Source organism: Xanthobacter cornucopiae (assembly GCF_043195065.2).
Classification (GTDB): domain Bacteria; phylum Pseudomonadota; class Alphaproteobacteria; order Rhizobiales; family Xanthobacteraceae; genus Xanthobacter.
In genome coordinates this window covers 3,536,216-3,561,362 of sequence record NZ_CM195531.1, presented here as the reverse complement: position 1 = coordinate 3,561,362, position 25,147 = coordinate 3,536,216, and the positions used below count along the sequence as shown (strand labels likewise).

The 25,147-nt window shown below is 69.7% G+C and carries 22 protein-coding genes; 9 read left to right on the top strand and 13 right to left on the bottom strand.

The window, feature by feature from the left end; translation table 11 throughout:
- Positions 1–63: 63 nt before the first annotated feature.
- Positions 64–978 carry a LysR family transcriptional regulator gene (locus V5F53_RS15760; RefSeq protein ID WP_393994917.1) on the bottom strand — a complete coding sequence of 305 codons (915 nt, stop codon included), beginning with the start codon at positions 976–978 and terminating at the stop codon, positions 64–66.
- Positions 979–1,099: 121 nt separating this feature from the next.
- On the opposite strand from V5F53_RS15760, the gene V5F53_RS15755 reads away from it, so the two are divergent.
- Positions 1,100–2,284 carry an MFS transporter gene (locus V5F53_RS15755; RefSeq protein WP_393994918.1) on the top strand — a complete coding sequence of 395 codons (1,185 nt, stop codon included), beginning with the start codon at positions 1,100–1,102 and terminating at the stop codon, positions 2,282–2,284.
- A 93-nt stretch (positions 2,285–2,377) separates the two neighbouring features.
- Here the strand turns inward: V5F53_RS15755 and V5F53_RS15750 are convergent, their stop codons facing one another.
- Positions 2,378–3,877 carry a phosphomannomutase/phosphoglucomutase gene (locus V5F53_RS15750; protein WP_393994919.1) on the bottom strand — a complete coding sequence of 500 codons (1,500 nt, stop codon included), beginning with the start codon at positions 3,875–3,877 and terminating at the stop codon, positions 2,378–2,380.
- Positions 3,878–4,149: 272 nt separating this feature from the next.
- Between V5F53_RS15750 and V5F53_RS15745 the strand changes: the two genes are divergently transcribed.
- Positions 4,150–4,350 (top strand): hypothetical protein, encoded by a 201-nt coding sequence (locus tag V5F53_RS15745; protein ID WP_393994920.1) that lies wholly within the window; start codon positions 4,150–4,152, stop codon positions 4,348–4,350.
- 70 nt (positions 4,351–4,420) lie between these two features.
- Here the strand turns inward: V5F53_RS15745 and pheT are convergent, their stop codons facing one another.
- From pheT to V5F53_RS15720, 5 genes are all read right to left on the bottom strand, one after another.
- Positions 4,421–6,835 (bottom strand): phenylalanine--tRNA ligase subunit beta, encoded by a 2,415-nt coding sequence (pheT, locus tag V5F53_RS15740; RefSeq protein WP_393994921.1) that lies wholly within the window; start codon positions 6,833–6,835, stop codon positions 4,421–4,423.
- A gap of 12 nt (positions 6,836–6,847) precedes the next feature.
- Positions 6,848–7,957 (bottom strand): phenylalanine--tRNA ligase subunit alpha, encoded by a 1,110-nt coding sequence (pheS, locus tag V5F53_RS15735; protein WP_393994922.1) that lies wholly within the window; start codon positions 7,955–7,957, stop codon positions 6,848–6,850.
- A gap of 194 nt (positions 7,958–8,151) precedes the next feature.
- On the bottom strand, positions 8,152–8,514 hold the full coding sequence (gene rplT / locus V5F53_RS15730; protein WP_393994923.1) for a 50S ribosomal protein L20: 363 nt from the start codon (positions 8,512–8,514) through the stop codon (positions 8,152–8,154).
- A gap of 29 nt (positions 8,515–8,543) precedes the next feature.
- A complete protein-coding gene (rpmI, locus tag V5F53_RS15725) occupies positions 8,544–8,744 on the bottom strand; it encodes a 50S ribosomal protein L35 (protein ID WP_237346208.1) in 201 nt (66 codons plus the stop codon).
- Between the two features lie 199 nt (positions 8,745–8,943).
- A complete protein-coding gene (locus V5F53_RS15720) occupies positions 8,944–9,294 on the bottom strand; it encodes a hypothetical protein (protein ID WP_509212455.1) in 351 nt (116 codons plus the stop codon).
- A 60-nt stretch (positions 9,295–9,354) separates the two neighbouring features.
- Between V5F53_RS15720 and V5F53_RS15715 the strand changes: the two genes are divergently transcribed.
- Complete coding sequence (locus V5F53_RS15715) at positions 9,355–9,861, top strand: hypothetical protein (RefSeq protein WP_393994925.1); 507 nt, start codon at positions 9,355–9,357, stop codon at positions 9,859–9,861.
- Between the two features lie 262 nt (positions 9,862–10,123).
- Here V5F53_RS15715 and V5F53_RS15710 read toward each other — a convergent pair whose 3' ends face one another.
- Positions 10,124–11,143: a TRAP transporter substrate-binding protein gene (locus tag V5F53_RS15710; protein ID WP_393994926.1), complete on the bottom strand. Its 1,020-nt coding sequence runs from the start codon at positions 11,141–11,143 to the stop codon at positions 10,124–10,126.
- Between the two features lie 290 nt (positions 11,144–11,433).
- Between V5F53_RS15710 and V5F53_RS15705 the strand changes: the two genes are divergently transcribed.
- From V5F53_RS15705 to V5F53_RS15690, 4 genes are all read left to right on the top strand, one after another.
- Entirely contained in the window at positions 11,434–12,960 is a 1,527-nt protein-coding gene (locus V5F53_RS15705; RefSeq protein ID WP_393994927.1) for a glycerol-3-phosphate dehydrogenase, read from the top strand.
- A gap of 97 nt (positions 12,961–13,057) precedes the next feature.
- Positions 13,058–14,569 (top strand): glycerol kinase GlpK, encoded by a 1,512-nt coding sequence (gene glpK / locus V5F53_RS15700; protein WP_393994928.1) that lies wholly within the window; start codon positions 13,058–13,060, stop codon positions 14,567–14,569.
- Between the two features lie 77 nt (positions 14,570–14,646).
- Positions 14,647–15,372: a 5,6-dimethylbenzimidazole synthase gene (gene bluB, locus V5F53_RS15695; RefSeq protein WP_393994929.1), complete on the top strand. Its 726-nt coding sequence runs from the start codon at positions 14,647–14,649 to the stop codon at positions 15,370–15,372.
- Between the two features lie 228 nt (positions 15,373–15,600).
- Complete coding sequence (locus tag V5F53_RS15690) at positions 15,601–16,479, top strand: methylated-DNA--[protein]-cysteine S-methyltransferase (RefSeq protein WP_509212453.1); 879 nt, start codon at positions 15,601–15,603, stop codon at positions 16,477–16,479.
- 14 nt (positions 16,480–16,493) lie between these two features.
- Here the strand turns inward: V5F53_RS15690 and V5F53_RS15685 are convergent, their stop codons facing one another.
- From V5F53_RS15685 to V5F53_RS15670, 4 genes are all read right to left on the bottom strand, one after another.
- The gene (locus V5F53_RS15685; protein ID WP_509212451.1) at positions 16,494–16,775 is read right to left on the bottom strand and encodes a BrnA antitoxin family protein; all 282 of its coding nucleotides are present in this window, start codon (positions 16,773–16,775) and stop codon (positions 16,494–16,496) included.
- Positions 16,776–17,212: 437 nt separating this feature from the next.
- A complete protein-coding gene (locus V5F53_RS15680; RefSeq protein ID WP_393994932.1) occupies positions 17,213–19,186 on the bottom strand; it encodes a MacB family efflux pump subunit in 1,974 nt (657 codons plus the stop codon).
- Between the two features lie 41 nt (positions 19,187–19,227).
- On the bottom strand, positions 19,228–20,484 hold the full coding sequence (locus V5F53_RS15675) for an efflux RND transporter periplasmic adaptor subunit (protein ID WP_393994933.1): 1,257 nt from the start codon (positions 20,482–20,484) through the stop codon (positions 19,228–19,230).
- Between the two features lie 84 nt (positions 20,485–20,568).
- Positions 20,569–22,065, bottom strand: a complete 1,497-nt coding sequence (locus tag V5F53_RS15670) for an efflux transporter outer membrane subunit (protein ID WP_393995403.1) — start codon at positions 22,063–22,065, stop codon at positions 20,569–20,571.
- 295 nt (positions 22,066–22,360) lie between these two features.
- On the opposite strand from V5F53_RS15670, the gene V5F53_RS15665 reads away from it, so the two are divergent.
- Positions 22,361–23,053 (top strand): TetR/AcrR family transcriptional regulator, encoded by a 693-nt coding sequence (locus V5F53_RS15665; RefSeq protein ID WP_393994934.1) that lies wholly within the window; start codon positions 22,361–22,363, stop codon positions 23,051–23,053.
- Between the two features lie 36 nt (positions 23,054–23,089).
- Here the strand turns inward: V5F53_RS15665 and murD are convergent, their stop codons facing one another.
- A complete protein-coding gene (gene murD / locus V5F53_RS15660) occupies positions 23,090–24,709 on the bottom strand; it encodes a UDP-N-acetylmuramoyl-L-alanine--D-glutamate ligase (protein ID WP_393994935.1) in 1,620 nt (539 codons plus the stop codon).
- 215 nt (positions 24,710–24,924) lie between these two features.
- Between murD and V5F53_RS15655 the strand changes: the two genes are divergently transcribed.
- Positions 24,925–25,146 (top strand): YgaP family membrane protein, encoded by a 222-nt coding sequence (locus V5F53_RS15655; protein ID WP_393994936.1) that lies wholly within the window; start codon positions 24,925–24,927, stop codon positions 25,144–25,146.
- Position 25,147: the final 1 nt, after the last annotated feature.

The following is a 25,147-nucleotide window of genomic DNA, read 5'->3' as shown; positions in this document are numbered from 1 at the left end:
TCCTAACGCGGCGCCCGCGGTACGGAGGGCGTGCATCGCCCTTCTGCTATGCGCCGGCAAAGGTCAGATCCGCACCTCGGCGGCGAGGAAGTCCACGAAGGCGCGGATACGGGCAGAGAGCGGGCCGGAGCCGCCCATGTAGACCGCGTGCACGTCGACGGCGTCGCCCGGGTTGAGATGCTCCAGCACTGGTACCAAGCGGCCATCGGCCACCTCCGCCCGCACCTGGAATTCGGCGAGCCGCGCCAGGCCCAGGCCGGCCAGGGCGAGGGCGTGCATGGCCTCGCCGTCGCTCACCAGCGCGTTGCCGCGCGGCGGCACCGAGACGATGCCGCCGGCGCCGTCGCGGAACGGCCAGCCCTCGACGATGCGGCTGAAGGAGAAGCCCAGCATGTTGTGCCGGGCGAGATCGTCCGGCGTTTGCGGCATCCCCATGCGGGCAAGATAAGCGGGGGCCGCCACCACCATGGCGCCGCTGTTGGCGATCTTGCGCGCCACGAGACGGGACTCGCGCATGGGGCCGACCCGGATGGCCACGTCGGCCCGCTCCTCCATCAGGTCCACCACCCGGTCGGTGACCGTCACCTCGATGCTCATCTGCGGGTGAGCCTCGAGGAAGGGGGGCACCAGCGGCAGCAGATAGGCCATCGCGAAGTTTACCGAGCTGTTGACCCGAAGCCGCCCGCGCGGGGCGGCGCCGGCGGCGGCCTCCTGCTCGGCGGCGGCGATCTCGTCGAGAATGCGCGCCGAGCGCTCATAGAAAGCGGCGCCCTCGGGCGTGAGCTGGAGCCTGCGGGTGGTGCGCACCATGAGCCGCACCCCCAGCCGCCGCTCCAGCCGCGCCACCAGCTTGCTCACCGCCGAAGGGGTGAGGCCGGAGGCGCGGGCGGCGGCGGAAAAGCCGCCCCGTTCCACCACGCGGGTGAACACCTCCATCTCGGTGAATCGGTTGGGATCGCGATACGGCTCCTGGCCCATCTGTGACTTCAAATCAGGAATGCTATGACCTTCCGCATGCTAGTTCATGAGCCGTCTGGGGTCCATGTTGCGTTGCATCCGCCCGGCGGGATCGGGCCTCCTTTCGAGAAAGCGCGCAATCATGCCAGTCGCACTTTATGCGCTCGCTGCCGGCGCATTCGGCATCGGCGTCACGGAATTCGTCATCATGGGCCTGCTGCTGGAGGTCAGCGCCGATCTTGGCGTTTCCATCTCCGCCGCTGGCCTGCTCATTTCTGGCTATGCCCTGGGCGTGGTGGTGGGAGCGCCGCTGCTCACCGCGCTCACCGCCCGCTGGCCGCGCAAGAACGTTCTGCTGGGGCTGATGGCCGTGTTCACTTTGGGCAACCTCGCCTGCGCCCTGGCGCCCGATTATGGATGGCTGATGGCGGCGCGGGTGCTCACCTCCTTTGCCCATGCCACCTTCTTCGGCGTCGGCTCGGTGGTGGCCACCGACCTCGTGCCCGCCAACAAGAAGGCGTCCGCCATCGCCATCATGTTCACCGGCCTCACTGTGGCGAACATTCTGGGCGTGCCGTTCGGCACCTGGCTCGGCCAGCTCGCCGGCTGGCGCGCCACGTTCCTGGCGGTCACCGGCGTTGGGCTGGTGGCGCTCGCCATCATCGCCACCCTGGTGCCGAAGGACCACGGCGTGCCGGCGGCCACCCGCCTTGCCGACGATCTCAAGGTGCTGCGCCGGCCGGCGCTGCTGCTGGGGCTCGCCACCACGGTGCTGAGCTGGGTCGGCGTGTTCGCCGCCTTTACCTACATCGCGCCCATGCTGACGCGCATCGCCGGCTTCTCCGAGGCGGCCGTGTCCCCCATCCTGCTGGTGTTCGGCGCCGGCCTGGTGGTGGGCAATCTCGCCGGAGGGCGCTTCGCCGACCGCTGGCTGGTACCGACCGTCTACGGCAGCCTGGGCCTGCTGGCGGTGGTGCTGGTGGCACTGGCGCCGGCCCTCGACAACAAGATCGCCGCCGTGGTGGCGGTGGGCGTGCTGGGCGCGGTGGCCTTCGCCACGGTGGCGCCGCTGCAGATGTGGGTCTTGAAAAAGGCCGAGGGCGCCGGGCAGACCTTCGCTTCGTCCTTCAACATCGCGGCCTTCAACCTGGGCAATGCCATCGGCGCCGCGCTGGGCGGCTTCATCATCGATGCCGGGCCGGGGCTGTGGGCGGTGCCGCTGGTGGCGGGCGTGGTGCCGGTGGCGGCGATGGCGACCGCCTATCTCTCGGAGCGGCGCGCCGGCCCCGAGGTCGAGGACGCCGCCTGCGCCGTGGAGAACGCCTGAGCGGGCCCGGGCCCGCGGCCGAACCGAAACGGGGACCGGCATGCCGGTCCCCGCGCGATGCCGAGCGGAAGCGCTGGCCGGAGCCGCGCGGGCTCAGATGGTCTGGTTGTAGGCGCCGACTTCCGGATGGGTGCGCAGCACGCTGTCCACTTCCGCGAACATCTCGCGCATCCGGGCCTCGGAAACCGGGCTCTCCACCACCACCACCAGCTCCGGCTTGTTGGAGGAGGCGCGCACCAGGCCCCACGAGCCATCCTCGCAGGTGACGCGCACGCCATTGACGGTGACCAGGTCGCGGATCTTCTGGCCGGTCACCAGCGCCCCCTCGGCGGCCTTCGCCTCGTAGTGCTGCACCACCTTCTCGACGATGCCATACTTGGCCTCGTCGGCGCAGTGGGGCGACATGGTGGGAGACGACCAGGTCTTGGGCAGCCCCTCGCGCAGCTCCGCCAGCGACTTGCCGGGGGCGCGATCCAGCATGTCGAGCACGGCGATGGCGGAAACCAGGCCATCGTCATAGCCGCGCCCCACCGGCGCGTTGAAGAAATAGTGGCCGCTCTTCTCGAAGCCGACCAGGGCGCCGCTCTCGTTCACCCGCCGCTTCATGTAGGAATGGCCGGTCTTCCAGTAGTCGGCCTTCACGCCCAGCGCGATCAGCTCCGGATCGGTGGCGAACAGGCCGGTGGACTTCACATCCACCACGAAGGTGGACCCGGGGTGCAGCTTGGCGAGGTCCCGGGCCAGCAGAACACCCATCTTGTCGGCGAAGATCTCCTCGCCGGTGTTGTCCACCACGCCGCAGCGGTCGCCGTCGCCGTCGAAGCCCAGCGCCAGGTCGGCGTTGTGCTCCAGCACCGCGTCGCGCATGGCGTGGAGCATCTCCAGGTCTTCGGGATTGGGGTTGTACTTGGGGAAGGAGTGGTCGAGCGCGCAGTCGAGCGGGATCACCTGCGCGCCCAGCGCCTCGATCACGCGCGGGGCGAAGGCGCCGGCGGTGCCGTTGCCGCAGGCCACCACCACCTTCAGCGGCCGCTTGAGCTTGGGCCGGTCGGTGAGGTCGTTCACATAGACGTCCGGGAAATTCTCCACGAAATGATAGGCGCCGCCGCCACGCAGATCGAAGCGGGCGGCAAGCACGATCTCCTTCAGGCGGGTCATCTCGTCCGGCCCGAAGGTGAGCGGGCGGTTCACGCCCATCTTCACGCCGGTCCAGCCGTTGTCGTTGTGGGAGGCGGTCACCATCGCCACCGCCGGCACGTCCAGGGCGAACTGGGCGAAATAGGCCATCGGCGACAGGGCGAGGCCGATGTCGTGCACCTTGATGCCCGCCGCCATCAGCCCGCTCACCAGCGTGTACTTGATGGAGGAGGAATAGCCGCGGAAGTCGTGGCCGGTCACGATCTCCGGCCGTACCCCCATCTCATGCATCAGCGTGCCGAGGCCCATGCCCAGCGCCTGGATGCCCATCAGGTTGATTTCCTTCTGGAACAGCCAGCGGGCGTCGTATTCCCGGAACCCCGTCGGCTTCACCATGGGCTCGGATTCATAGGCGTAGGTGTTGGGCGTCAGGACGGGCTTCGGGATCGGGAACATGAAGCGCTTCTCCATACGGCATGCCAAGCGTGTCTTCTGGGTCGGGGGGCATAGCACGAAAAGTGTGACCTAATCAGTGATGCCGGCACGAAGTTCGCGCGCAGGGGCGCGCATGGACGGGTGTGCGCGAGCCCCGCTACACTTTTATGTTTATTTTCCCGTTAATGCTCTCTTAAATTGCGAAAACGTGCAGTGCACAACCAGTGCGTGGCAGCGCAAGGAGAGGACATGTCCGACACCGCGAACAGCTTCAAGTTTTCCACGGTGCTCCGGTGATCGCAGAACTGCTGATCCCGTCCTGGCCGATCTCCCTGCCGCTCTGCTGGTTCCTGGCGTACCGTTTCTATCGCGCCGGCGCGCCGGAGGGCGGCTCCATCACCGATCTGCACGCCGCAGCCGAACTGCACCGCTCCGGCGCCCTCACCGACGAGGAGCTCGAGCGGATCAAGCTCAAGGCCCTGCGCGGCACCTGAGGCCGATCGCCCGCGACGGCGCAGGAAAGCCGCGCGGCCTCGCTCCCGGCGAGACCGCGCGGCCGCATCATCATCCGCGCAGCACCGCGCCAGTCTTCTTGGTCACCTCGGCGACGATCTTACCCGCCACCTCGTCGATCTCCTTGTCGGTCAAGGTGCGCTCGCGCGGCTGGAGGGTGACTTCCACCGCCACCGACTTCTTGTCCGCCTCGATGCCCGCCCCCTCGTAGAGATCGAACAGGCCGACGCCGGTGATGAGCTTCTTGTCGGCCCCCTGGGCAGCCTTCAGGATGTCCGCCGCCGGCACCTGGCGCCCCACCACGAAGGCGAAATCGCGCGTCACCGGCTGGAACGGGGACAAGTCGAGCTGCGGCTTCGCCCGCGTCGGCTTGGCCTTGGGCTCGGGGATCTTGTCGAGCACGATCTCGAACGCAACCAGCGGCCCGTCCACGTCCAGCGCTTCCAGCACCAGCGGATGGATCTCGCCGAAATGGGCCATGGCGTTCGACCCCAGGCGCAAGGTGCCGGAGCGTCCGGGATGGTACCAGGAGGGCGCGTCGGCGGTGACCTGGAGGTTCGCGGCCGGCGCGTTGGCGGCGGCCAGCGCCGCCAGGGCATCGGCCTTGGCGTCGAAGGCATCCACGCGCCCCGCCGCCCCCGCCCAATGGCGGCCGGCGCCGAACGGCTTGGCGCTGCCGTGGCGCACGCCGGAGGCGTGCTGGCGCTGGTCGGCCGGCTGGTCGCCGGCGAACACCTGGCCCACCTCGAACAGGGCGGTATCGGCGAAGCCCTTGGCGGCATTGGCCTTGGCGGCGCGGATAAGCCCCGGCAGCAGGCTCGGCCGCATGTCGGACAACTCCGCGGCGATGGGATTGGACAGCGCCACCGCCGGCGCCCCGCCGCCGAACTGCTCGGCCTCGGCGTGGGAAACGAACGACCAGGTCACGGCCTCCACCAGCCCGCGCGCGGCGAGCGCCCGGCGCGCCTTGCGGCTGCGCCGCTGCAGCGGGGTGAGGATGGGCTTCCTGGCATCGTCGCCGCGCGGCAGCTCGGTGGAGGGCACGCGCTCCAGGCCCAGGATGCGCACCACCTCTTCCACCAGGTCCGCCTTGCCCTCGATGTCGCCGCGCCAGGAGGGCGGCACCACGTCCAGCACCGGCGCGGCGCCGGAGACGGCGAAGCCCAGGGCGCCGAGCACATGGCGGATTTCCTGCTCGCTGGCCTCAAGGCCGGTGAGGCGCTTCACCTCGGTGAGCGGGAAGGCGATGGTGCGGGTGGTGTCGGGAATGGCGCCCGCCAGCACCACCTCGGACGGCGTGCCGCCGCAGATGTCGAGGATCAGGTGGGTGGCCAGGTCCAGCCCCGGCAGGGTGAAGGCGGGATCGATGCCGCGCTCGAAGCGGAAGCGGGCGTCGGAATTGAGCCCCAGCCTGCGCCCGGTCTGGGCGATGTTGATGGGGTCCCACAGGGCCGATTCCACCACCACGTCGGTGGTGGCCTCGTCGCAGCCGGACGCCTCGCCGCCCATGACCCCGGCCAGGCTCTCCACGCCGGCGTCGTCGGCGATGACGCACATGGTGTCGTCGAGGGTGTAGGTCTTGCCGTCGAGGGCCAGCAGGGTCTCGCCCGCCCTGGCCCGGCGCACCACCAGATCACCCTTCACCTTGCCGCCATCGAACACGTGGAGCGGGCGGTTGCGGTCGAAGGTGAGGAAGTTGGTGACGTCCACCAGCGCGTTGATGGGGCGCAGGCCGATGGCGCGCAGCTTGTCCTGCATCCATTGCGGCGAGGGCCCGTTCTTCACGCCGCGAATGACGCGCAGGGCGAAGGCGGGGCACAGCGACGGGGTGTCGCCGAAGTCGAGGCGCACATTGACGGGCGCGGGGAAGGCTCCCTCCACCGGCTTGATGCGCGGCGCCATCAGCTCGCCGAGGCCGGCGGCGGCGAGATCCCGCGCCACGCCGGCGACGCCGAGGCAATCGGCGCGGTTGGGCGTCACGGCGATCTCCACCACCGGGTCGTCGAGGCCGATCACCTGCGCAAACGGGGCGCCGACGGGGGCATCCGCCGGCAGCTCCAGGATGCCGTCGTGCTCTTCGGAGAGGCCGAGCTCGCGCGCCGAGCACAGCATGCCCCGGCTTTCCACGTCGCGGATCTTGCCGATCTTGAGCTGCATCCCGCTGGTGGGGATGACGGTGCCGGGGGCCGCGAACACGGTCTTCAGGCCGGCGCGGGCATTGGGCGCCCCGCACACCACCTGCACCGGCTCGCCGGTGCCGATGGACACCGAGCACACCTGCAGCTTGTCCGCATTGGGGTGCTTGGCGGCGGCGAGGATCTCTCCCACCACGAAGGCCGAAAGCGCCTTGGCCTTGTCCTCCACTCCTTCGACCTCCAGGCCGATGAGGGAGAGGCGCTCGACGATGGCCTCGAAGGACGCGGTGGGCTCCAGGTGCTCCTGAAGCCAGGAATAAGTGAACTTCATGGGTCCTGCTCCTTACGCGCTCAGGCCGCCGGCCAGGGTGGGCAGGTCGAGCGGGCGGAAGCCGTAGTGGGAGAGCCAGCGCATGTCGGCCTCGAAGAAGGCGCGCAGGTCGCTCATGCCATATTTCAGCATGGCGATGCGGTCGATGCCCATGCCCCAGGCAAAGCCCTGGTATTCATCCGGATCGAGCCCGCAATTGCGCAGCACATTGGGGTGCACCATGCCGCAGCCGAGGATCTCCAGCCAGTCGCTGCCCTCGCCGAAGCGGATCTCGCCCGGGCGGGAGCGGTCGCACTGGATGTCGACTTCCATGGATGGCTCGGTGAAGGGGAAGAAGGAGGGGCGAAAGCGCATTTTCACCCCTTCCACCTCGAAGAAGGCCTTGCAGAATTCTTCCAGGATCCATTTCAGGTGCCCGAGGTGGGCGCCCTTGTCGATCACCAGGCCTTCCACCTGGTGGAACATGGGGGTGTGGGTCTGGTCGCTGTCGCAACGATAGGTGCGGCCGGGGCAGATGACGCGGATGGGCGGCGTCTTCGACTGCATGGTGCGCACCTGCACCGGCGAGGTGTGGGTGCGCAGCACCTTGCGGGCGCCGGTGGCGTCCGGGGGCAGGAAGAAGGTGTCGTGCATCTCGCGGGCGGGATGGCCGGGCGGGAAGTTCAGCGCGGTGAAATTGTGGAAGTCGTCCTCGATGTCCGGGCCTTCCGCCACCGAGAAGCCCATGTCGGCGAAAATGGCGGTCAGCTCCTCCATCACCTGCGAGATGGGATGGATGCGCCCGGTCTCGGCCGGGGTCTCGCGCACGGGAAGGGTCACGTCCACGGTCTCGGTGGCGAGGCGCGCCTGGAGCGCCTGCGTCCGCAGGGCCGCCTTGCGCTTGCCGATGAGCTCCTGCACCCGATCGCGCAGGCCGTTGATGGCCGGGCCCTTCACCTTGCGCTCGTCGGGCGTCATGCCGCCGAGGGACTTCAGGAGCTCGGAGACCTGCCCCTTCTTGCCGAGCGCGGAAATGCGCACCTGCTCCAGGGCGGCTTCGTCGCCGGCCCGCAGGACGGCGGTGCCGATCTCCTGCTCCAGGGCGTCGAGGGCGGCGGGGTCGGTGGTGACGGGGTCGGACATGGGAGGTCCTTCAGCTGCCAGTCGTCGCGGAGGCGCGCCCCGCACAGGGGCCATGCCGTGGCGGCCGGGACATTGGGGTCGCCGGCCGGGTCGGGCGAGGGTCGCGCCGCTTATAGAGGGGGAGGCCACAAGCGGAAAAGCCCCGCACGGTGAACCGCCGGGGCTTCTCTTTAAGGTCTCGGAAGGCGGAAGGGTCAGGCCAGGGCGGCCTTGGCCTGCTCCACCAGGGCCTTGAACGCCTCGGGCTCATGGATGGCGATATCCGAGAGCACCTTGCGATCGACCTCGATCCCGGCCTTGCCGAGACCATCGATAAATCGCGAATAGGTGAGGTCGAGATCGAGCGCGCGCACGCCGGCATTGATGCGCTGGATCCACAAGGCGCGGAAATTCCGCTTCTTCACCTTGCGGTCGCGATACGCATACTGCATCGACCGCTCGACGGCGGACTTCGCGGCGCGGATGGTATTCTTGCGACGGCCGTAAAAGCCCTTGGCGGCTTTGTAGACCTTCTTGTGCTTGGCGTGGGCGGTAACGCCACGTTTCACGCGGGCCATGGAATTGCTCCTTCAGATCGCTTGGGGCGTCAGCCGTTAGGCAGGAAGTGCTTGCGGATGACCCGCCCGTCACTTTCGCTCAGGATGGTGGTGCCGCGCAGGTTGCGGATCTGGTTGTTGGTGCGCTTGATCATGCCGTGGCGCTTGCCGGCCTGGGCGGCGATGACCTTTCCAGTACCCGTGAGGCGGAAGCGCTTCTTGGCTCCCGACTTGGTCTTCATCTTGGGCATTTGGCTCTCCGTGGCCGCGACCTCTCGCGCCTTGCGGGCGGGGACGCTCAGCCTCTTGTTGCTGTTGAGCGAGACGAACCGTCGCGGCAGCCCTTTTTCGCCGGCCGGTCCGAAGGCGCGTTGGTTACAGGAGGCCGGCGCGAAAGGCAAGGGGAGGGCGACAAGGGAGGGTGGCCGCCGGCAAAGGCGCGCCGGCCCGTCACAGCGGGCGGAACCCCAGATTGCGCGGCGCCTGGTTCGCCGTCAGCCAGGATGGCCAGCCCCAGATCGCCTCGATGGCGAAGCAGGCCGCAGCCAGGGCGACCACCGCCGCCATGATCAGGATCTGCATGCGCGACGGCGGCCGTCGCACCCAGAGGGACATGCGCATCAGGAGGCGAACGAACTGGTCCATGAACAGGTGGTAGCCCGCCCGCCCGCTGGCGGCAACAGCAGCGGTGCGCCCCGGGTTCCTCGCGTCCCGCGTGCCGGGCCGGGACTCCGGCTGGAACGGCCGCGTTCCGCGCAAGGTCAGGCGCGGACCGGACACGTCATCGGGACCCCTCGTCAAATCGGATCATCAGGCAGGTCGGGGCGGACCCTGGTTGCGATTTCCACATAGGTGCGGGTGGTGAGGTTCGTCGAGACGCCGCAGGAAAGGGCCATCACCAACGCCAGGGCCATCGCCGTCCGGCACGCCAAGGTGTTCCGGGGCCAGATCGGCATCACCAACCAGGTCGTGAACCTGTTCCGCTACAATGAGGACCTGCGGCAGTCCCTCAACGCCTTCTACCGGGCGGACCTGGCGCAGGCCGAACAGGCGCGCACGGGTCGGGTGAAGGTCGATCCGGCGCGACGCGATGCCGATCCCGCCAACGGCACCACGGTGCAGAGCACCTTTCACAAGGAACTGGCGGCGACCATCGCCAAGTACCGCGACCTGTTTCCGGCGGAAGAATTCTCGTTCCGGATCGAACTGGCGGCGAGCGGCGCTCTCGAAATCCGGATTCCCGCCGCGGCCAAGGCCGCCCCTCAGGTCATGTCCGGCGCCGGGGCGGCGCTCGCCCTGCTGACCGGGAACTTCGGGACGGGCGCCTCCGCCGGCCTGGCCATGGTGACGCGCGCCTATCGCTCGTGACACCCGGGGCCGCGCGGCGCTAAGGCCCGCGCGGCGTCCGAGCGAACCCGCCGGGCGCCGGTCAAAGGCCGGGACCGCCGGTGCAAGGCGTTTTCGGCAATGTGGCCGCCGGTTCGTGTCGGGAAGGCGCGTCCAGGGAGAAGCCGTGTCCAGGCTGGCCCGGACGCGGCGCGTGAACCGAAGGGCGCGCAAGAGGGCGGGCATCGCGTGCCGGGCGGCGGCCGGCGCTCCCGCCCGCCGCCCATCTCCCCGGGTCCGGCGCTCAGGCCAGCTTGCCGGTGTAGCTCTCCAGGATCGACCACGCCTCGTCGCCATACTTGCCCTTCCACTCGGCGTAGAAGCCGGCCTTGTTGAGCTCGGCGCGGAAGCTGTCCGGCGTGGTGGGGTTGAAGGCGAGGCCCTTGGCGGTCAGGTCCTTCTGCAGCTGCGCGTTCAGGGCCGCCACGTCCTCGCGCTCCTTCAGGCCGGCGGCGTTGATGTGGCCGGCGACGATGGTGCGCAGGTCCTCCGGCAGGGCCTGGAAGGCGCGGCGGTTGGCCAGGAACCAGAAGCCGTCCCACATGTGGTTGGTGAGCGAGCAATATTTCTGCACTTCGTACAGCTTGGCCGTGGAGATGATGGCCAGGGGATTTTCCTGGGCATCCACGGTACCGGTCTGCAGCGCGGTGTAGACCTCGGCGAAGTTGAGGCTCGCCGGGGCGGAGCCGAACGCCTTGAACATGGAGGTCCACAGCGGCGAAACCGGCACGCGGATCTTCAACCCCTTGAGGTCGGCGGCGGTCTCGATCGGCTTGGTGGAGGTGGTGATCTGGCGGAAGCCGTTGTCCCAGATCTTGTCCATGGCGATGATGCCGGCCTTGGCGATCTGCCCGCGCACATATTCGCCGAGCTTGCCGTCCATGGCCTTCCACACCGCCGGATAATCCGGGAAGGCGAAGCCGATGCCGCTGACGGAGGCGTTCGGCACCAGGGTGGACAGGATCAGCGGCGACAGGGTGAAGAACTCGATGCCCCCCGAGCGCAGCTGGCTCAGCATGTCGGTGTCGCCGCCGAGCTGGCTGGAGGGGAAGATGTTGATTTCGACCCGCCCGCCAGTGTCCTTGCGGATGGCCTCGGCCATCTCGCCGGCGCGCACGTTCATGGGGTGGGTGACGGGCAGGTTGTTGGCGTATTTGTAGGAAAACTCGGGCCCTTGGGCGCGCGCCACGAACGGGGCGAAGACGCCCCCCGCCAAAGCGGTGGCGGCGCTCGCCTGCAACAGGGTGCGACGGGTCAGGCTCATATGTGGACAAGCTCCTTGCGCGGGTCCGCTGCGGACCCGTTTCCTCGAACCGGAGCCCGCTTGGCGCGGGTCTCTCGTTGCCGCCATGCTGGCCCGCCGGCTTCGCTTGCGCAAGGCATTCACCGGCTTTTGCCAGCCCCCGCTCATGCTGCGCCGCAAGAGAGAGAGGCCCGCCGTGATTGCAGTTGACGCGGCCGGCGGAGCCGCCATGGTCGGGACGGCGGGCCGCCGATTCTCCGCGGGATCGACTCTCCGGCTGAGAACCGGGCCGCCGGGCGGGAGCAGGTGGAATGACCGGAACGCCGCAGATCGACGATGAGGCTGCGATCTTCGATCTGGCCATCGTCGGCGCCGGGGTGAACGGCGCCGCCATCGCCCGCGACGCCGCCGGGCGTGGTCTTTCGGTGATCGTGTTCGACAAGGGAGACCTCGCCGGCGGCACCTCGTCGGCGTCCACCAAGCTCATCCATGGCGGGCTGCGCTATCTGGAGCACGGCGCCTTTCGCCTGGTGCGGGAAGCGCTGGCGGAACGCGAGGTGCTGTGGGGCATCGCTCCCCATATCGTCTGGCCGTTGCGTTTCGTGCTGCCCCACCACCCGGGCCTGAGGCCGGCCTGGATGCTGCGGCTCGGCCTGTGGGTCTATGACCATCTGGGCGGGCGCCAGCGCCTGCCCGGCACCCGCACCCTGGACCTGCGGCGCGATCCGGCGGGCGCCCCGCTCAAGCCCGGCTTCACGCGCGGCTTCGAATATTCCGACTGCTGGGTGGAAGACGCGCGGCTGGTGGTGCTCACCGCCCGCGACGCCGCCGAGCGCGGCGCCCGCATCCATCCGCGCACGCCGGTCACCGGCGCGCGGCGGGCCGATGGCCTGTGGGTCATCCAGATCTCCCACGACGGCCACCCGCGCGAGGTCCGCGCGCGGGTCCTGGTGAACGCCGCCGGCCCCTGGGCCGCGCAGGTGGATGGGGCGGCGGGCGTGGCCGCCCCGGCCGGCGTGCGGCTGGTCCAGGGCAGCCACATCGTGGTGCGCGGGCTGTTCCGTCATCCGGGCGGCTACATCTTTCAGAACAGCGACGGGCGGATGGTGTTCGCGCTGCCGTTCGAGGGGGATTTCACCCTGATCGGCACGACCGATCGCGATTACGCCGGGCACCCCGACGACGTGGCGCCGCCGCCGCAGGACGTTTTCTATCTCTGCGCCGCCGCCAGCGCCTATTTCGCGGCGCCGGTGAAGCCGGCAGACGTGGTGTGGAGCTACTCGGGGGTGCGGGCGCTCCACGACGACGGCGCCGCCAGGGCGCAGGACGCCACCCGGGACTATGTGCTGACCCTCGACGCCGCCGGGGGCACCGCGCCGCTGCTCACCGTCCTGGGCGGCAAGATCACCACCCATCGCCGGCTGGCCGAGGCGGCGCTGGCCCGGCTCGCGCCCCACCTGTCGCCGACCGGCGGCCCCTGGACCGGCTCCGCCCCGCTGCCGGGCGGCGACTTCCCCCGCCAGGGCTTCGACACGCTGGTGGCGCAGATGCGGCGCGCCTTTCCCGAGCTGGACCCGGCGCTGCTGCGCCGGCTGGCCCGCGCCTACGGCACCCGCGCCTATCGCCTGCTGGACGGGGTCAGGGGCGAGGACGACCTCGGCCCCTGGTTCGGCACCCACCTGTGCCAGCGGGAGGTGGACTACCTGATGGACACGGAATGGGCCCACACCGCCGACGACGTGCTGTGGCGCCGCACCAAGCTGGGCCTGCGCCTGGGGCTTGAGGACCAGGCCGCGCTCGCCACCTACATGGCGCTGCGCGTGGCCCGGCGGGGATGATGCCGCGCGCCGGCGCGCGGCCCGATGCGTTCCCGGTGCCGGCCATCGCCCGGGCCGTCGTGGAACCGGCCGGCGGCGGCCGGACAAGAGAGGACCGATGACGTCCATGATTCTCGCCCTGGACCAGGGCACGACCTCGTCGCGCGCGGTGCTGGTGCGGCCCGACACCTCCATCGCCGCCCAGGCCCGGCAGGAGCTGCCCCAGCATTTCCCCGCCCCGGGTCTGGTGGAGCAGGAGCCCGAAGACATCTGGCGCACGACCCTTGAGTGCGCCCGCGCCGTCCTTGCCGAGGCCGGCGCGGGCGCCGCGGACGTGGCGGCCATCGGCATCACCAACCAGCGCGAGACCACCCTGGTGTGGGACCGCGCCACCGGCCGGCCCATTCATCGCGCCATCGTCTGGCAGGACCGGCGCACGGCGGAGGCGTGCGCCCGGCTCATCGCGCAGGGACACGGGCCGAAGGTGAGCGCCACCACCGGCCTCGTCATCGACCCCTATTTCTCCGCCACCAAGATCGCCTTCATCCTCGATGCCGTTCCGGGCGCCCGGGCGCGGGCGGAACGGGGCGAGCTGGCCTTCGGCACGGTGGATTCGTTCCTGCTCTGGCACCTGACCGGCGGCCGGGTGCACGCCACCGACGCCACCAACGCCGCCCGCACCCTGCTGTTCGACATCCATGCCGGTCGCTGGGATGCGGACATGCTGGCCCTGTTCCAGGTGCCGGAAGCGCTGTTGCCCCGGGTCATGGACTGCGCCGCCGATTTCGGCGCCACCGATCCGGCGCTGTTCGGCGCCGCCATTCCCATTCGCGGCGTGGCGGGCGACCAGCAGGCGGCCATGGTCGGCCAGGCCTGCTTCGCCCCGGGCATGATGAAATCCACTTATGGCACCGGCTGCTTCGCCCTGCTCAACACCGGGCCGGTTCCGGTGGCCTCGCGCCACCGGCTCCTGACCACCATCGCCTACCAGCTCGATGGCCGGCGCACCTACGCCCTGGAAGGCGCCATCTTCATTGCCGGGGCGGCGGTGCAGTGGCTGCGCGACGGGCTGAAGGTGATCGCCAGCGCCGCCGATGGCGACCGCCTCGCCGCCCTCGCCGACGACGCACAGGATGTGATCCTGGTGCCGGCCTTCGTCGGCCTCGGCGCGCCCTATTGGCGGCCCGAGGCGCGCGGCGCCCTGTTCGGCCTCACCCGTGGCACCACCCCGGCGGAGCTGTCGCGGGCGGCCCTGGAGAGCGTGTGCTTCCAGACCCTGGACCTGATGGAGGCCATGCACGCCGACTGGGCCGACACCGGCGGCCGCGACACGGTGCTGCGCGTGGACGGCGGCATGACCGCCTCCGACTTCACCCTGCAGCGCCTGGCCGACCTGATCGGCGCGCCGGTGGACCGGCCGCACCAGCGCGAGGCGAGCGTTCTCGGCGCCGCCTATCTGGCTGGTCTCGCGAACGGGTTCTTTCCGCCGCCGGAGGCCTTCGCCGCCAGCTGGCGCCGCGATCGGCGGTTCGAGCCGCGCATGGAACCCTCCGAACGGCGGCGCCGCATCGGCCTGTGGCGCGAGGCCGTCGAACGCCTCATCGGCCCGCCCCCGGGCAACAGGCCGTGAAGGCGCCATCATGGCCTTGACCGACGTGGCGAATGGACGCCGAATGGCTGGAAAATAGAAAAGCGGGAGGGAGCGACATGGAACGGCATGATCTGGACCATGACGACGGGCCGCAGGACGATCCGCGCCACCCGGACGGCTTCTCCTGCGCCGAGCGAGCCGCCATCTACCGCTGTATCGCGCAGCGGCGGGACGTGCGGCGCGATTTCCGGCCCGATCCGGTGCCGGACGACGTGCTGGGCCGGGTGCTCGCCGCCGGCCATGCGGCGCCCTCGGTGGGGTTTCTCCAGCCCTGGAACTTCATTGTCATCCGCGATCCCGCCACCAAGTCCGCCCTGCACGGCGCCTTCACCCGCGCCAATGGGGAGGCGGCGGCGCTGTTCGAGCCGGAGCGGGCGCAGCTCTACCGCACCTTGAAGCTGGAAGGCCTCACGGAAGCGCCGCTGCTGCTGTGCGTGACCTGCGAGCGCGACCGCGCCGGGCCGGTGGTGCTGGGACGGACCCACCAGAGCGAGATGGACATCTATTCCACCGTCTGCGCGGTGCAGAACATCTGGCTGGCGGCGCGGGCGGAGAACCTGGGCGTGGGCTGGGTTTCCATCCTCGCGCTGGCCGACCTCAAGGCCATCCTCGGCATTCCCGACCCCATCGTCCCCATCGCCCTGCTATGCATGGGCTACGTGGAGCAGTTCCAGGCCACGCCCGACCTGGAGCGGGCCGGCTGGCGCAAGCGCCTGCCGCTGGAAGACCTGGTTTTCGCCGAACGCTTCGGTGCCCTGGCCTCGGGCAAGCCGGCGAGCTGATGCGCACGACGCGCCCACGGCGTCCAGCCCTGGGAGCGGGCGGGCGGAGGCGGCACCGGCCGCCGCGCCGGACCTCCCCCGCCAGAGTTCTGGGCCGGCGAAATCGGGTGGGCCGGGCTTTCCCGGCCTGCTGAAATGCGGCACGTTCCCCGTGATGGAGACACCCCCGTGCCGGTGCTCGATGTTCCCGTCCTGCGCAGACCTCCCGCTTCAGGTCCCATGATCGCGATGCCCGCCACCCCTCTGGAGATCGCCGCCCGCGACTATGACGTGGTTCGCCGCGCCGTGGCCCATATCTCGCAGCAGGCGCGCCGCCAGCCCGAGGTGGAGGAGATCGCCGCCGCCGCCGGCGTCACCGCGCGCGCGCTGACCGAGCTGTTCCGCCGCTGGTGCGGGCTGACGCCCAAGGCCTTCCTGCAGGCGGTGACCCTGGACCGCGCCCGGCGCATCCTGGCCGAATGCCCGAACGTGCTCGACGCCGCCTTCGAGCTGGGCCTGTCCGGGCCCGGCCGGCTGCACGACCTGTTCGTGGTGCACGAGGCCATGTCGCCGGGGGAGTGGAAGACCGGCGGCGCGGGTCTGGTGATCCGCTACGGGTTTCATCCCTCGCCGTTCGGACGGGCGCTGGCCATGTCCACGGCGCGCGGCCTGTGCGGCCTCGCCTTCGCCGAGGCGGGGGAGGACGCGGCGGCGTTCGCCGACATGAGCGCGCGCTGGCCCAACGCCGCTTATGTGGAGGACGCCGCCGCCACGGCGCCGCTGGTGGCGCGCATCTTCGATCCCGCGTCCTGGCGGGGCGACCAGCCGTTGCGCATCGTCTTCATCGGCACCGATTTCGAGATCAGGGTGTGGGAGACGCTGCTGCGCATCCCCATGGGCCGGGCCACCACCTATTCGTCCATCGCCGCCCATGTGGGCAAGCCCAGGGCGGCGCGGGCGGTGGGCGCGGCAGTGGGCAAGAACCCCATCTCGTTCGTGGTGCCGTGCCACCGGGTGCTGGGCAAGAGCGGCGACCTCACCGGCTACCACTGGGGCCTCACCCGCAAGCGCGCCATATTGGGCTGGGAAGCCGGCCACGCCGGGGCGCCGGGGCCGGACGGCGGCTGAGGGCAGGGCCCCGATCAGGCCGGCTTGTGGGCCCTCACATAGGCTTTCAGGACATTCTGCATGCGCGTCAGGTGACCCTTGCCGTGACTTTGTTCGAAGAAGAAGTCAAAGACCTCGGGATCGAGTTTCAGATGGACGGAACGGCGCTTGGCCGGCGCCTGAATGTCGGCCTTTGCCCAGAAATCCGCGCCGAGGCTTTCGCCCTCGCGGGCGTCGGGATTGTGAAACAGCTCATTCGCCTGCTTCATCCTGCGGATCTCCTCGAGCGAGGCCCGCTTCATAATCGGCGCGCTCATCGCGGCCTCCTTTCCATGCACTGATGAGGCGAAGCGCTTGGCTTCGCATCGTGTAGACTACGACGAAGCATTCCTCATCGACCATGACCATGGCAACATGTCGGGTCTCGCCATAATATTTGTACGTATAAATCCGCGTAAGATCTGGTCCGTAAAAATAAATTCGGCGTATAAGAATTAAATATTATGGTATTTAATGTTTCATTATAATTTATTTTCATTTAATTAGAAATATATAAATTATATCATGAGTATTATATTTTATTAAAATGATATCATGGCTTCCGTATGAAAATGGATGCTAATGAATTTGAAAAAAATTCTGCTTAAACGCGTCATTCCAGCCATTTTCCGGAAGGAATATGACGCTCTGCCGATCTGAAGTGTACACTAAAATCTCCTTCATCAAGCCCGGTTCGCGTCGTTGACCGGCCCCTTCAATCGCGCGAGAGCGCTTCCACCGGGTCGAGCAGGGAGGCGTTGCGGGCGGGCAGGAAGCCGAACAGGCCGCCGATCAGGCTGGAGGAGACGAACGCCACCACGATGGACGCCGTGGAATAGACCAGGGTGAAGTTCGACCCCGCATAGGCGAACAGCACGCCGAACCCCAGCGCCAGGGCGATGCCCAGCACGCCGCCGATGAGGCACACCAAGACCGCCTCGATGAGGAATTGCTGGAGGATGTCGGAGCGCCGCGCGCCCACCGCCATGCGCACGCCGATTTCGCCCACCCGCTCGGACACCGACACCAGCATGATGTTCATCACCCCGATGCCGCCCACCAGCAGCGAGATGAGGGCGATGGCGGCGATCAGCAGTGTCAGCGTCTCGGTGGTGGAGGTGATGGTCTTGCGGATGTCGTCGGTGTTGAGGATGAAGAAGTCCTGCTTGCCGTGGCGCTGGGTGAGGAAGGCCGTCACCGCCTGCTCGGCCAAGGCGGTGTCGGTGTCGTCGTTCACCCGCACGGTGATGGAGCGCAGCGCCGTGGTGCCGAGAATGCGTGCCTGCACCGTGGTGTAGGGCAGGTAGACGGCGAGGTTCTGGCTGGAGCCGAAGCCCCCCTGCTGCAGCTGGGTGATGCCCACCACGCGGCACGGCACGTCGCCCACCAGGATCACCTGGCCGATGGGATCGCCGGAGAAGTCCGAGAACAGGGTCTTGCGGGTATTCTCGTCGATCACCGCATCCTGGGCATAGGTGCGCACCGCCTCGGCGTCGAAGAAGCGGCCCTGGGCCAGCTTGCTGCCCCGCGCGGCGAAATACTGCTCGCCCACGCCGTTGACGAGGGCGCTGGCCTCCACCGGCCCGAACCGCACCGTCTTGGAGGTGGACACGGTGGGTGTCACCGCCGCCACATAGGGCTGGTCGGCCAGGGCCTTGGCGTCGGGCACCACGAGCGTGGTGATCTTGCCCGAGCGCACGTCGCCGAAGGTCTTGCCGGGAAACACCTCCAGCGTGTTGGTGCCGAGGCTGGAGATGTTGGCGAGCACTTTCTGGCGCGAGCCCTCGCCCAGCGCCACCACGCACACCACCGAGGCGATGCCGATGATGATGCCCAGCATGGTGAGGAAGGTGCGCAGCCGGTGCGCGTTCATGGCCAGCAGCGCCATGCGGAAGGCTTCCTGGAAGCGCAGGGCCAGCGCCTGCCAGGAGCGGGTGGCGGCGGCGCCGGCGGCCGCCGGCTCGCCCCGGTCGGCGGCGGCGGCCGGTGGGGTGCGGGCCTTGCCGGTGCGCCGGTCGGAGATGATGGCGCCGTCGGAAAATTCGATGATGCGCGCGGCTCGCTCGGCTACCCTCATGTCGTGGGTGACGATGACGATGGTCTTGCCCTCGGCGTTGAGCTCGTCGAGGATGCGCAACACCTCTTCGCCGGAGCTTTTGTCGAGGGCGCCGGTGGGCTCGTCCGCCAGGATCAGCTGGGCGCCGTTCATGAGCGCGCGGGCGATGGAGACACGCTGCTGCTGGCCGCCGGAGAGCTGGCCGGGCCGGTGGCCGGTGCGGTCGCCCATGCCGAGCCGGCCGAGCAGCCCCAGTGCCCGCTGGCGGCGGTCCTGGGCGGTCCAGCCGGCATAGATGGCGGGAATCTCCACGTTGCCCAGCGCCGTCAGCTCGCCCAGCAGGTGATAGCGCTGGAAGATGAAGCCGAAATGCTCGCGGCGCAGCGCCGCCAGCTCGTCCGGCCCCAGGTCGGCGGTCTCGCGGCCGGCGATGCGGTAGCTGCCGGAAGTGGGGCGGGAGAGGCACCCCAGGATGTTCATGAGGGTGGACTTGCCGGAGCCGGAGGCGCCGACGATGGCCACCATCTCTCCTTCATGAATGGTGAGGTCGATGTCCTTGAGAACGGTGAGCACGCCCTCGCCGGCGGGATACTCCCGCCGCAACTGGGTGAGTTCGATCAGCGGCGTGGCCATGGCGGCATCCCTCGCGAGCTCCTCCCTCACAGGCGCCTCCCTCACAGGCCCATGGGCGGCGGCGGCGGGCCGCGCCGGGCGCCGCTGGGCGCCGCGCCGGGGGTGAGCTGGCCGGTGACCACGGTTTCCCCGGCCTCCAGGCCGCTGACGATCTCGGCCAGGGTCTTGTTGTTGAGGCCGACGCTCACGGCGCGGCTGGTGACCTGTCCGGCGGCGTCCAGCACCTGCACGGCGTAGCGCCCGTCGCGCTGGCGCGGCCCGAGGGCGGCGGAGGGGATGGTGAGCACATCCCTGGCGCGGCCGAGGATGATGTGGACCTCCGCCGTCATGTAGGTGCGCAGGCGTCCGTCAGGGTTCGGCACATAGAAGATGCCGTTGTAATAGATGGCCGCCGAGCTGGAGGAGGAAGACGAGCTCGACTTGCTGGTGCTGGACGACGACGTGGATACGGCGCTGTCGCTGGTGATGGATTCGGGCGCCGGCTCGATGAATTCGAGCACCGCCTCATAGCGCCGGTCGGGCTCGCCGATGATGTTGAAATAGAGCTTCTGGCCGGCCTTGACGCGCACCACGTCGGCTTCCGAGATTTCCGCCCGCACCATCATGCTGGCGAGGTCGCCCAGGATGATGATGGTGGGCGCGGTCTGGGCGGCGTTCACCGTCTGGCCTTCCTGGCTGACGATGTAGAGCACGGTGCCGTCCATGGGGGCGGTGATGCGGGTATAACCCAGGTTGACCCGGGCGGTGTCCACCGCCACCACCGCCTCGGCGATCTGCGCGTCGAGGGCGGCGATCTGGGCGCGGGTGGTGGCGACGCTGGCCTCGGCGGTTTCGACATCGGCCTGGGATACGGCGGTCTGGGCGATCAGCTTCCTCTGGCGGGCCAGGGTCTGCTGGGCCAGCACCAGGCTCGCCTCCTTCTCCTGCTTCTGGGCGCGCACGTTGGCGAGGGCCGCCTCGGCGGTGCGAAGCGCGTTCTGCTGGGTGACGGAATCGATCTCGGCCACCGGGTCGCCCTGGCGCACGGTGTCGCCGAGCCGTACCTTGAGCGCGGTGATGCGGCCGGACACCTGCGCGCCCACGGCCACCAGCTTGGCCGGCTTCAGCGTGCCGGTGGCGAGCACTGTCTCTTCCACCGTGCCGATGGCGACGCGGGCCGTCATCATTTTCACCGGCTCGGGCGCGAACAGGGCGTCCTTGTAGAGGTACAGGCCGAGCAGCCCGGCGATGAGCACGGCAGCGAGGAGGATGACCCGGCGCTGGCCGGAACGGGCGGCGCTCGACTTGAGGGCGCTCACTTGCGGCTCCTGGCGGCGGGGGAGGGGGAAGGCGCGGTCAACGGCGCGGCCGGGCACGGCATCGGGCGGTGGGGCACGGGCAGCTCATGGTTGAACAGGGGAAAAGTGAGGTCCGGCATTGGTGTCCACCACCGCCGGCGTGGTCACGTCCATGGCGCCATCCCAGCCCCCGCCCAGGGCCTTGTTGAGGGCGACATAGTCGGTGGCGATGGCGACCTGGCTCTGCAGCAGGGAGTCTTCGGCCGAATAGAGCGAGCGCTCGGCGTCCAGCACTTCCAGGAAGCTGGTGGAGCCGCTCTGGTAGAGCGCGCGGGCGAGCCGCGCCGCGTCGCGGTAGGACGCCGCCGACTGGCCGAGCTTGCCGGCCTTCACCCGCTCCTGGTTGAGGCCCACCGCAGCGTTTTCCACATCCTCGAGCGCCGTGAGGATGGCGGCATGGTAGGCCACGAACGACTGGTCGCGCTGGGCCTGCGCCACCTCCACCGCCGCCTTGAGCTGGCCGCCGGTGAACACCGGCACGCTCAAGGTGGGCCCATAGGACCAGCTGATGGTGGAGCCGCGCACCAGGTCACCCACTTTGGTCCCGGCGGTGTTGATGTTGCCGGTGAGACTGATCGCCGGGTAGCGCGCGGCTTCCGCCTGGCCCACCAGGGCGGTGGACTGGGCCAGGGTCCGCTCGGCCTGGCGCACGTCGGGACGATTGCGCAGCACGTCGGCCGGCACGCCCTTGGCCACCGCCGCGCGCGGGTTGGGGATGGGGCCGCCGCGCTGGAGCCGGCCGGCGAGGGCGGCCGGCGGTTGCCCGGTGAGCACGCCGAGGCGGTGGATGGACTGGGCGAGCTGCGCCTTCAGCCCGGGAATGTTGGCTTCGGTGGAAGCGGCAAGGCCGGCGGCGTTGGCGACATCCATGGCGTTGGCGGCGCCGGCCTCCAGCTTGGTGCGGGTGAGGGCGGCGGTTTCCCGCTGGGCGCCGGCGGTGCGCTCGGCCAGGGCGATGCGCGCCTGGTAGCCGCGCGCCGCCACATAGTTGGAGGCGACATCGCCGACCAGGGTCAGCAGCGTGCCGCGCAGGTCGTCCTCGGCCGCCTGGGCGGCGGCGGCGGCGGCCTCCACGCCACGGCGGTTGGCGCCGAACAGGTCCAGTTCCCAGGAGGCGTCGAAGCCGGCCTGGTACTGGGTGTAGAGCCCGCCCACGGTGATGTCGCCGCCGCTGGAGACCCGCGAGCCGTTCTGCCCGCGCGTGCCGGAGGCGGAGAAGTCAACCTGCGGGAACAGGCCGCCCACCTGCTGGCGATAGGTGGCGCGCGACTCGCGGATGCGGGCCTTGGCGGCGGCGACGTCGAGATTGCCGTCCACGGCGGTGGCGACCAGCCCGTTGAGGGTGGGGTCCTTGAGGCGCTCCCACCAGTGCGCGAGCTTCGGGGCTGCCGGCTCCGCCCGCGCCGCCGCCTGGTCGGACCAGCGCGCCGGCAGGTCGAAGGCGGGGGTGGCATAGTCGGGCCCCACCGCGCAGCCGCCGAGCAGCGCCGCCAGGGCCAGCGCGCTGATCGCGCGCGGCGCGGCGGCACGCGCAGGGGCGATGCGGGCACGGGCACGACCGAGGCGCAAGGCCCGCGGGAACAGGGCGTGCGGGAAACGGGGTCGATGGACGCGGTGGCTCACGCGGCTTTCACCTTCGTGCAGGCACGACACTCCCGCGCTCCCCCGGAAGCCGGATCGCCCGAAAGCGCCTGGCACCCAGGATGACATGTCGATCAAAGCCTCCGCCCTCAGGCCGTGACCAAGGAGGCAAGGAAATCGCACTGAAGAGACTATTTAAGAAACTTTGAAGGACCCATATTGTCGACGGGTGCCGCTGTCAATGTGGGGGAGATGCATGCGCCGCGCGAGGCCTGTCAAGGCGCCGGCCACCCTTGAGAATGCTTCCAATCCGGCACCGGGGCTGCGCCGGCCCGGCCGGCCGAAGGCGGCGCCTGACGCCGTGCAGCGCGCCGCCATCGTCGCCGGGGCCCATCACCTTTTCGTGTGCGCGGGTTACGGTGGTACCACCATGGACGGGGTGGCGGCGGAATGCCGCATCTCCAAGCGCACCTTGTACCGCTTCTTTCCCGGCAAGGCGGAGCTGTTCGCCGCGGTGGTGGAGGCCCATCGCCACAGCATGCTGGCGCTGCCCGGCGACCATGCCCACCTGCCGCTCGACAGGGCGCTGGAGGCCATCTTCCGCATCGACATCTCGCCGGAGGAGGACCGCGCGCGCCGGGCGCTGCTGCGGCTGGTGGTGAGCGAGGGCGCGCGGCATCCCGAATTGGCGGAGATTGTGGAGCGGGCGGGCGCCGAGCGGGCGCGGGCCGACCTCGCCGCGTGGCTGGCGGCCGCGGCCGCCGACGGCCGGCTGGTGCTGGACGATGCGTCCGCCATGGCGCGCATCCTCATGGACATGGTGTTCGGCGCCGTCCTGCCGCAGGCCGGCGGTGCGGTCCACTGGCCGGAGGCGGAGGCGGAGGCGCAGCGCAGCCACATCCGCCGCTGCATCAGGCTGTTCCTGCACGGCGCCGCCCGCCGCCCCTGAGCCTTCGGGAGCGGCGATGGCGCTGCGCCGGGGCCCTCAGTGCCCGCCCGCCGGTCCCTTGCGCGGCACCCCGCCGGGATGCCCGCCGCCTGGATGCCCGCCGGGGTGCCCCATTCCAGGATGCCCACCGGGATGTCCGCCACCCGGATGCCCGCCCGGGTGTCCCATGCCTTTCGGCATGCCGTGCGGGGCGCCGTGGGGCGACATGCCGTGGCCGGAGCGGGGCTGCTCCTTCTGCGCCGCCGGCGGCGTGGCGCGCGGGCGCAGGACGATGTCGGGAACCCCCTTCACCAGCTCGCAGAAGGCGTCGCCCCGGACCTCGAAATTGGGATACTGGTCAAAGCTGGCGCAGGCCGGGGAGAGCAGCACCACCGGATGGGCACGGCCGGAGGCCTCCGCATCGCGCGCCGCCGCCGCCACTGCCGCCTCCAGCGTGCCGACGATGGCGTGGGGCACGGCCTCGCCCAGGGTTTCGGCGAACGCGGTTGCTGCCTCGCCGATGAGATAGGCCTTGGCCACCCGCCCGAAATGGGGCGCCAGCGGGGCGATGCCGCCCGCCTTGGGCTTGCCGCCGGCAATCCAGAAGATGTCCTCGAAGCTCACCAGCGCGCGCTCGGCGGCGTCGGCATTGGTGGCCTTGCTGTCGTTGACGAACAGCACCGCGCCTTTCGATCCCACCTGCTCCATGCGGTGGGCAAGGCCGGGAAAGCGCGCCATGGCCACGGCGATGATCTCCGGTGCCACGCCCACGGCGCGGGCGGCGGCATAGGCGGCGGCGGCGTTCTGCGCATTGTGCACGCCGCGCAGGGAGCCGATGCCGCCGAGGTTCAGGCGGAAGCGCTCGGCCCCGCCTTCGGACACCACCAGGGTCTCACCGTCGCGCCAGATGCCGTCGGCGAGTGGCCGGCGCATCGACAGGCGCACCACGTGCTTGCCGGCCCGCTCGGCGCGGTCGGCCATGGCGGCGGAGAAGTCGTCGTCCACGCCGACCACGGCGGAGCCGCCGCCCTCCACGCCGGACACCAGGCGCTCCTTGATGGCCGCGTAATTCTCGATGCTGCCGTGGCGGTCGAGGTGATCGGGGGTCACGTTCAGCATCACCGCGACCGAGGGGTCGATGCTGGGGGCAAGGTCGATCTGGTAGGACGAGCACTCCACCACATGGACGCGGCCGATCTTTGGCGGCGACAGCGACAGGATGGCGGTGCCGATGTTGCCGCCCATCTGCACGTCGCGCCCGGCCACCCGCAGGATGTGGGTGATGAGGGCGGTGGTGGTGGACTTGCCGTTGGTGCCGGTGATGGCGATGAACGGTGAGCGGCGGGCGATGGCGTGGCGCTCGCGGCAGAACAGCTCGATGTCGCCGATCACCTCGACCCCGGCGCGCTGCGCCAGCTCGACCGACCAGTGCGGCGCGGGATGGGTGAGCGGCACGCCCGGCGCCAGGACCAGCGCCTGGACCGGCGCCCAGTCGATGTCGTGGAGGTCCTGGACCAGGATGCCCGCCTCCCCGGCCGTGCGGCGCGAGGCCTCCGCGTCGTCATAGGCGATCACATGGGCGCCGCCGGCCTTGAGCGCTTCGGCGGTGGCAAGCCCGGAGCCGCCGAGCCCGAAAAGGGCGACGGTCTGGTCCTTGAAGACGGTGACGGGAGTCATGGCTGGCAAAGTCTCGCAATGGTCTCGACGGGGCAATCGAAGCCGGCTGGCCGGTGTCGCGCCCCCGTCTAATCCGCGCCGCGCCGCGAGGGAAGCATTCTCGCACATCGGGCGATGGCGGCGTGCGACAGAATGGCCGATTGGAAAAGAGGCCTTGACTCACGGTTACATTAAAAACATGGAATGTTTAATTCCACAGGCTGAGGGAGGATGACATGACGGCGAATGTTGGGGGCCTCGACCGGGTGCTGCGGTTCGTGGCGGGGCTGGTGCTGCTGGTGGTGCCGTTCCTGGCGCCGGCGCTGCCGGTCCTGGCGGTGCTCGGGGCGTGGGCGTGGCTCATCGGGGCGTGGGGGCTGCTGATGCTGCTCACCGCCGTGTTCCGCTTCTGCCCGGCCTATGTGCCGTTCGGCATCAGCACCTGCCCGACCCGCTGAA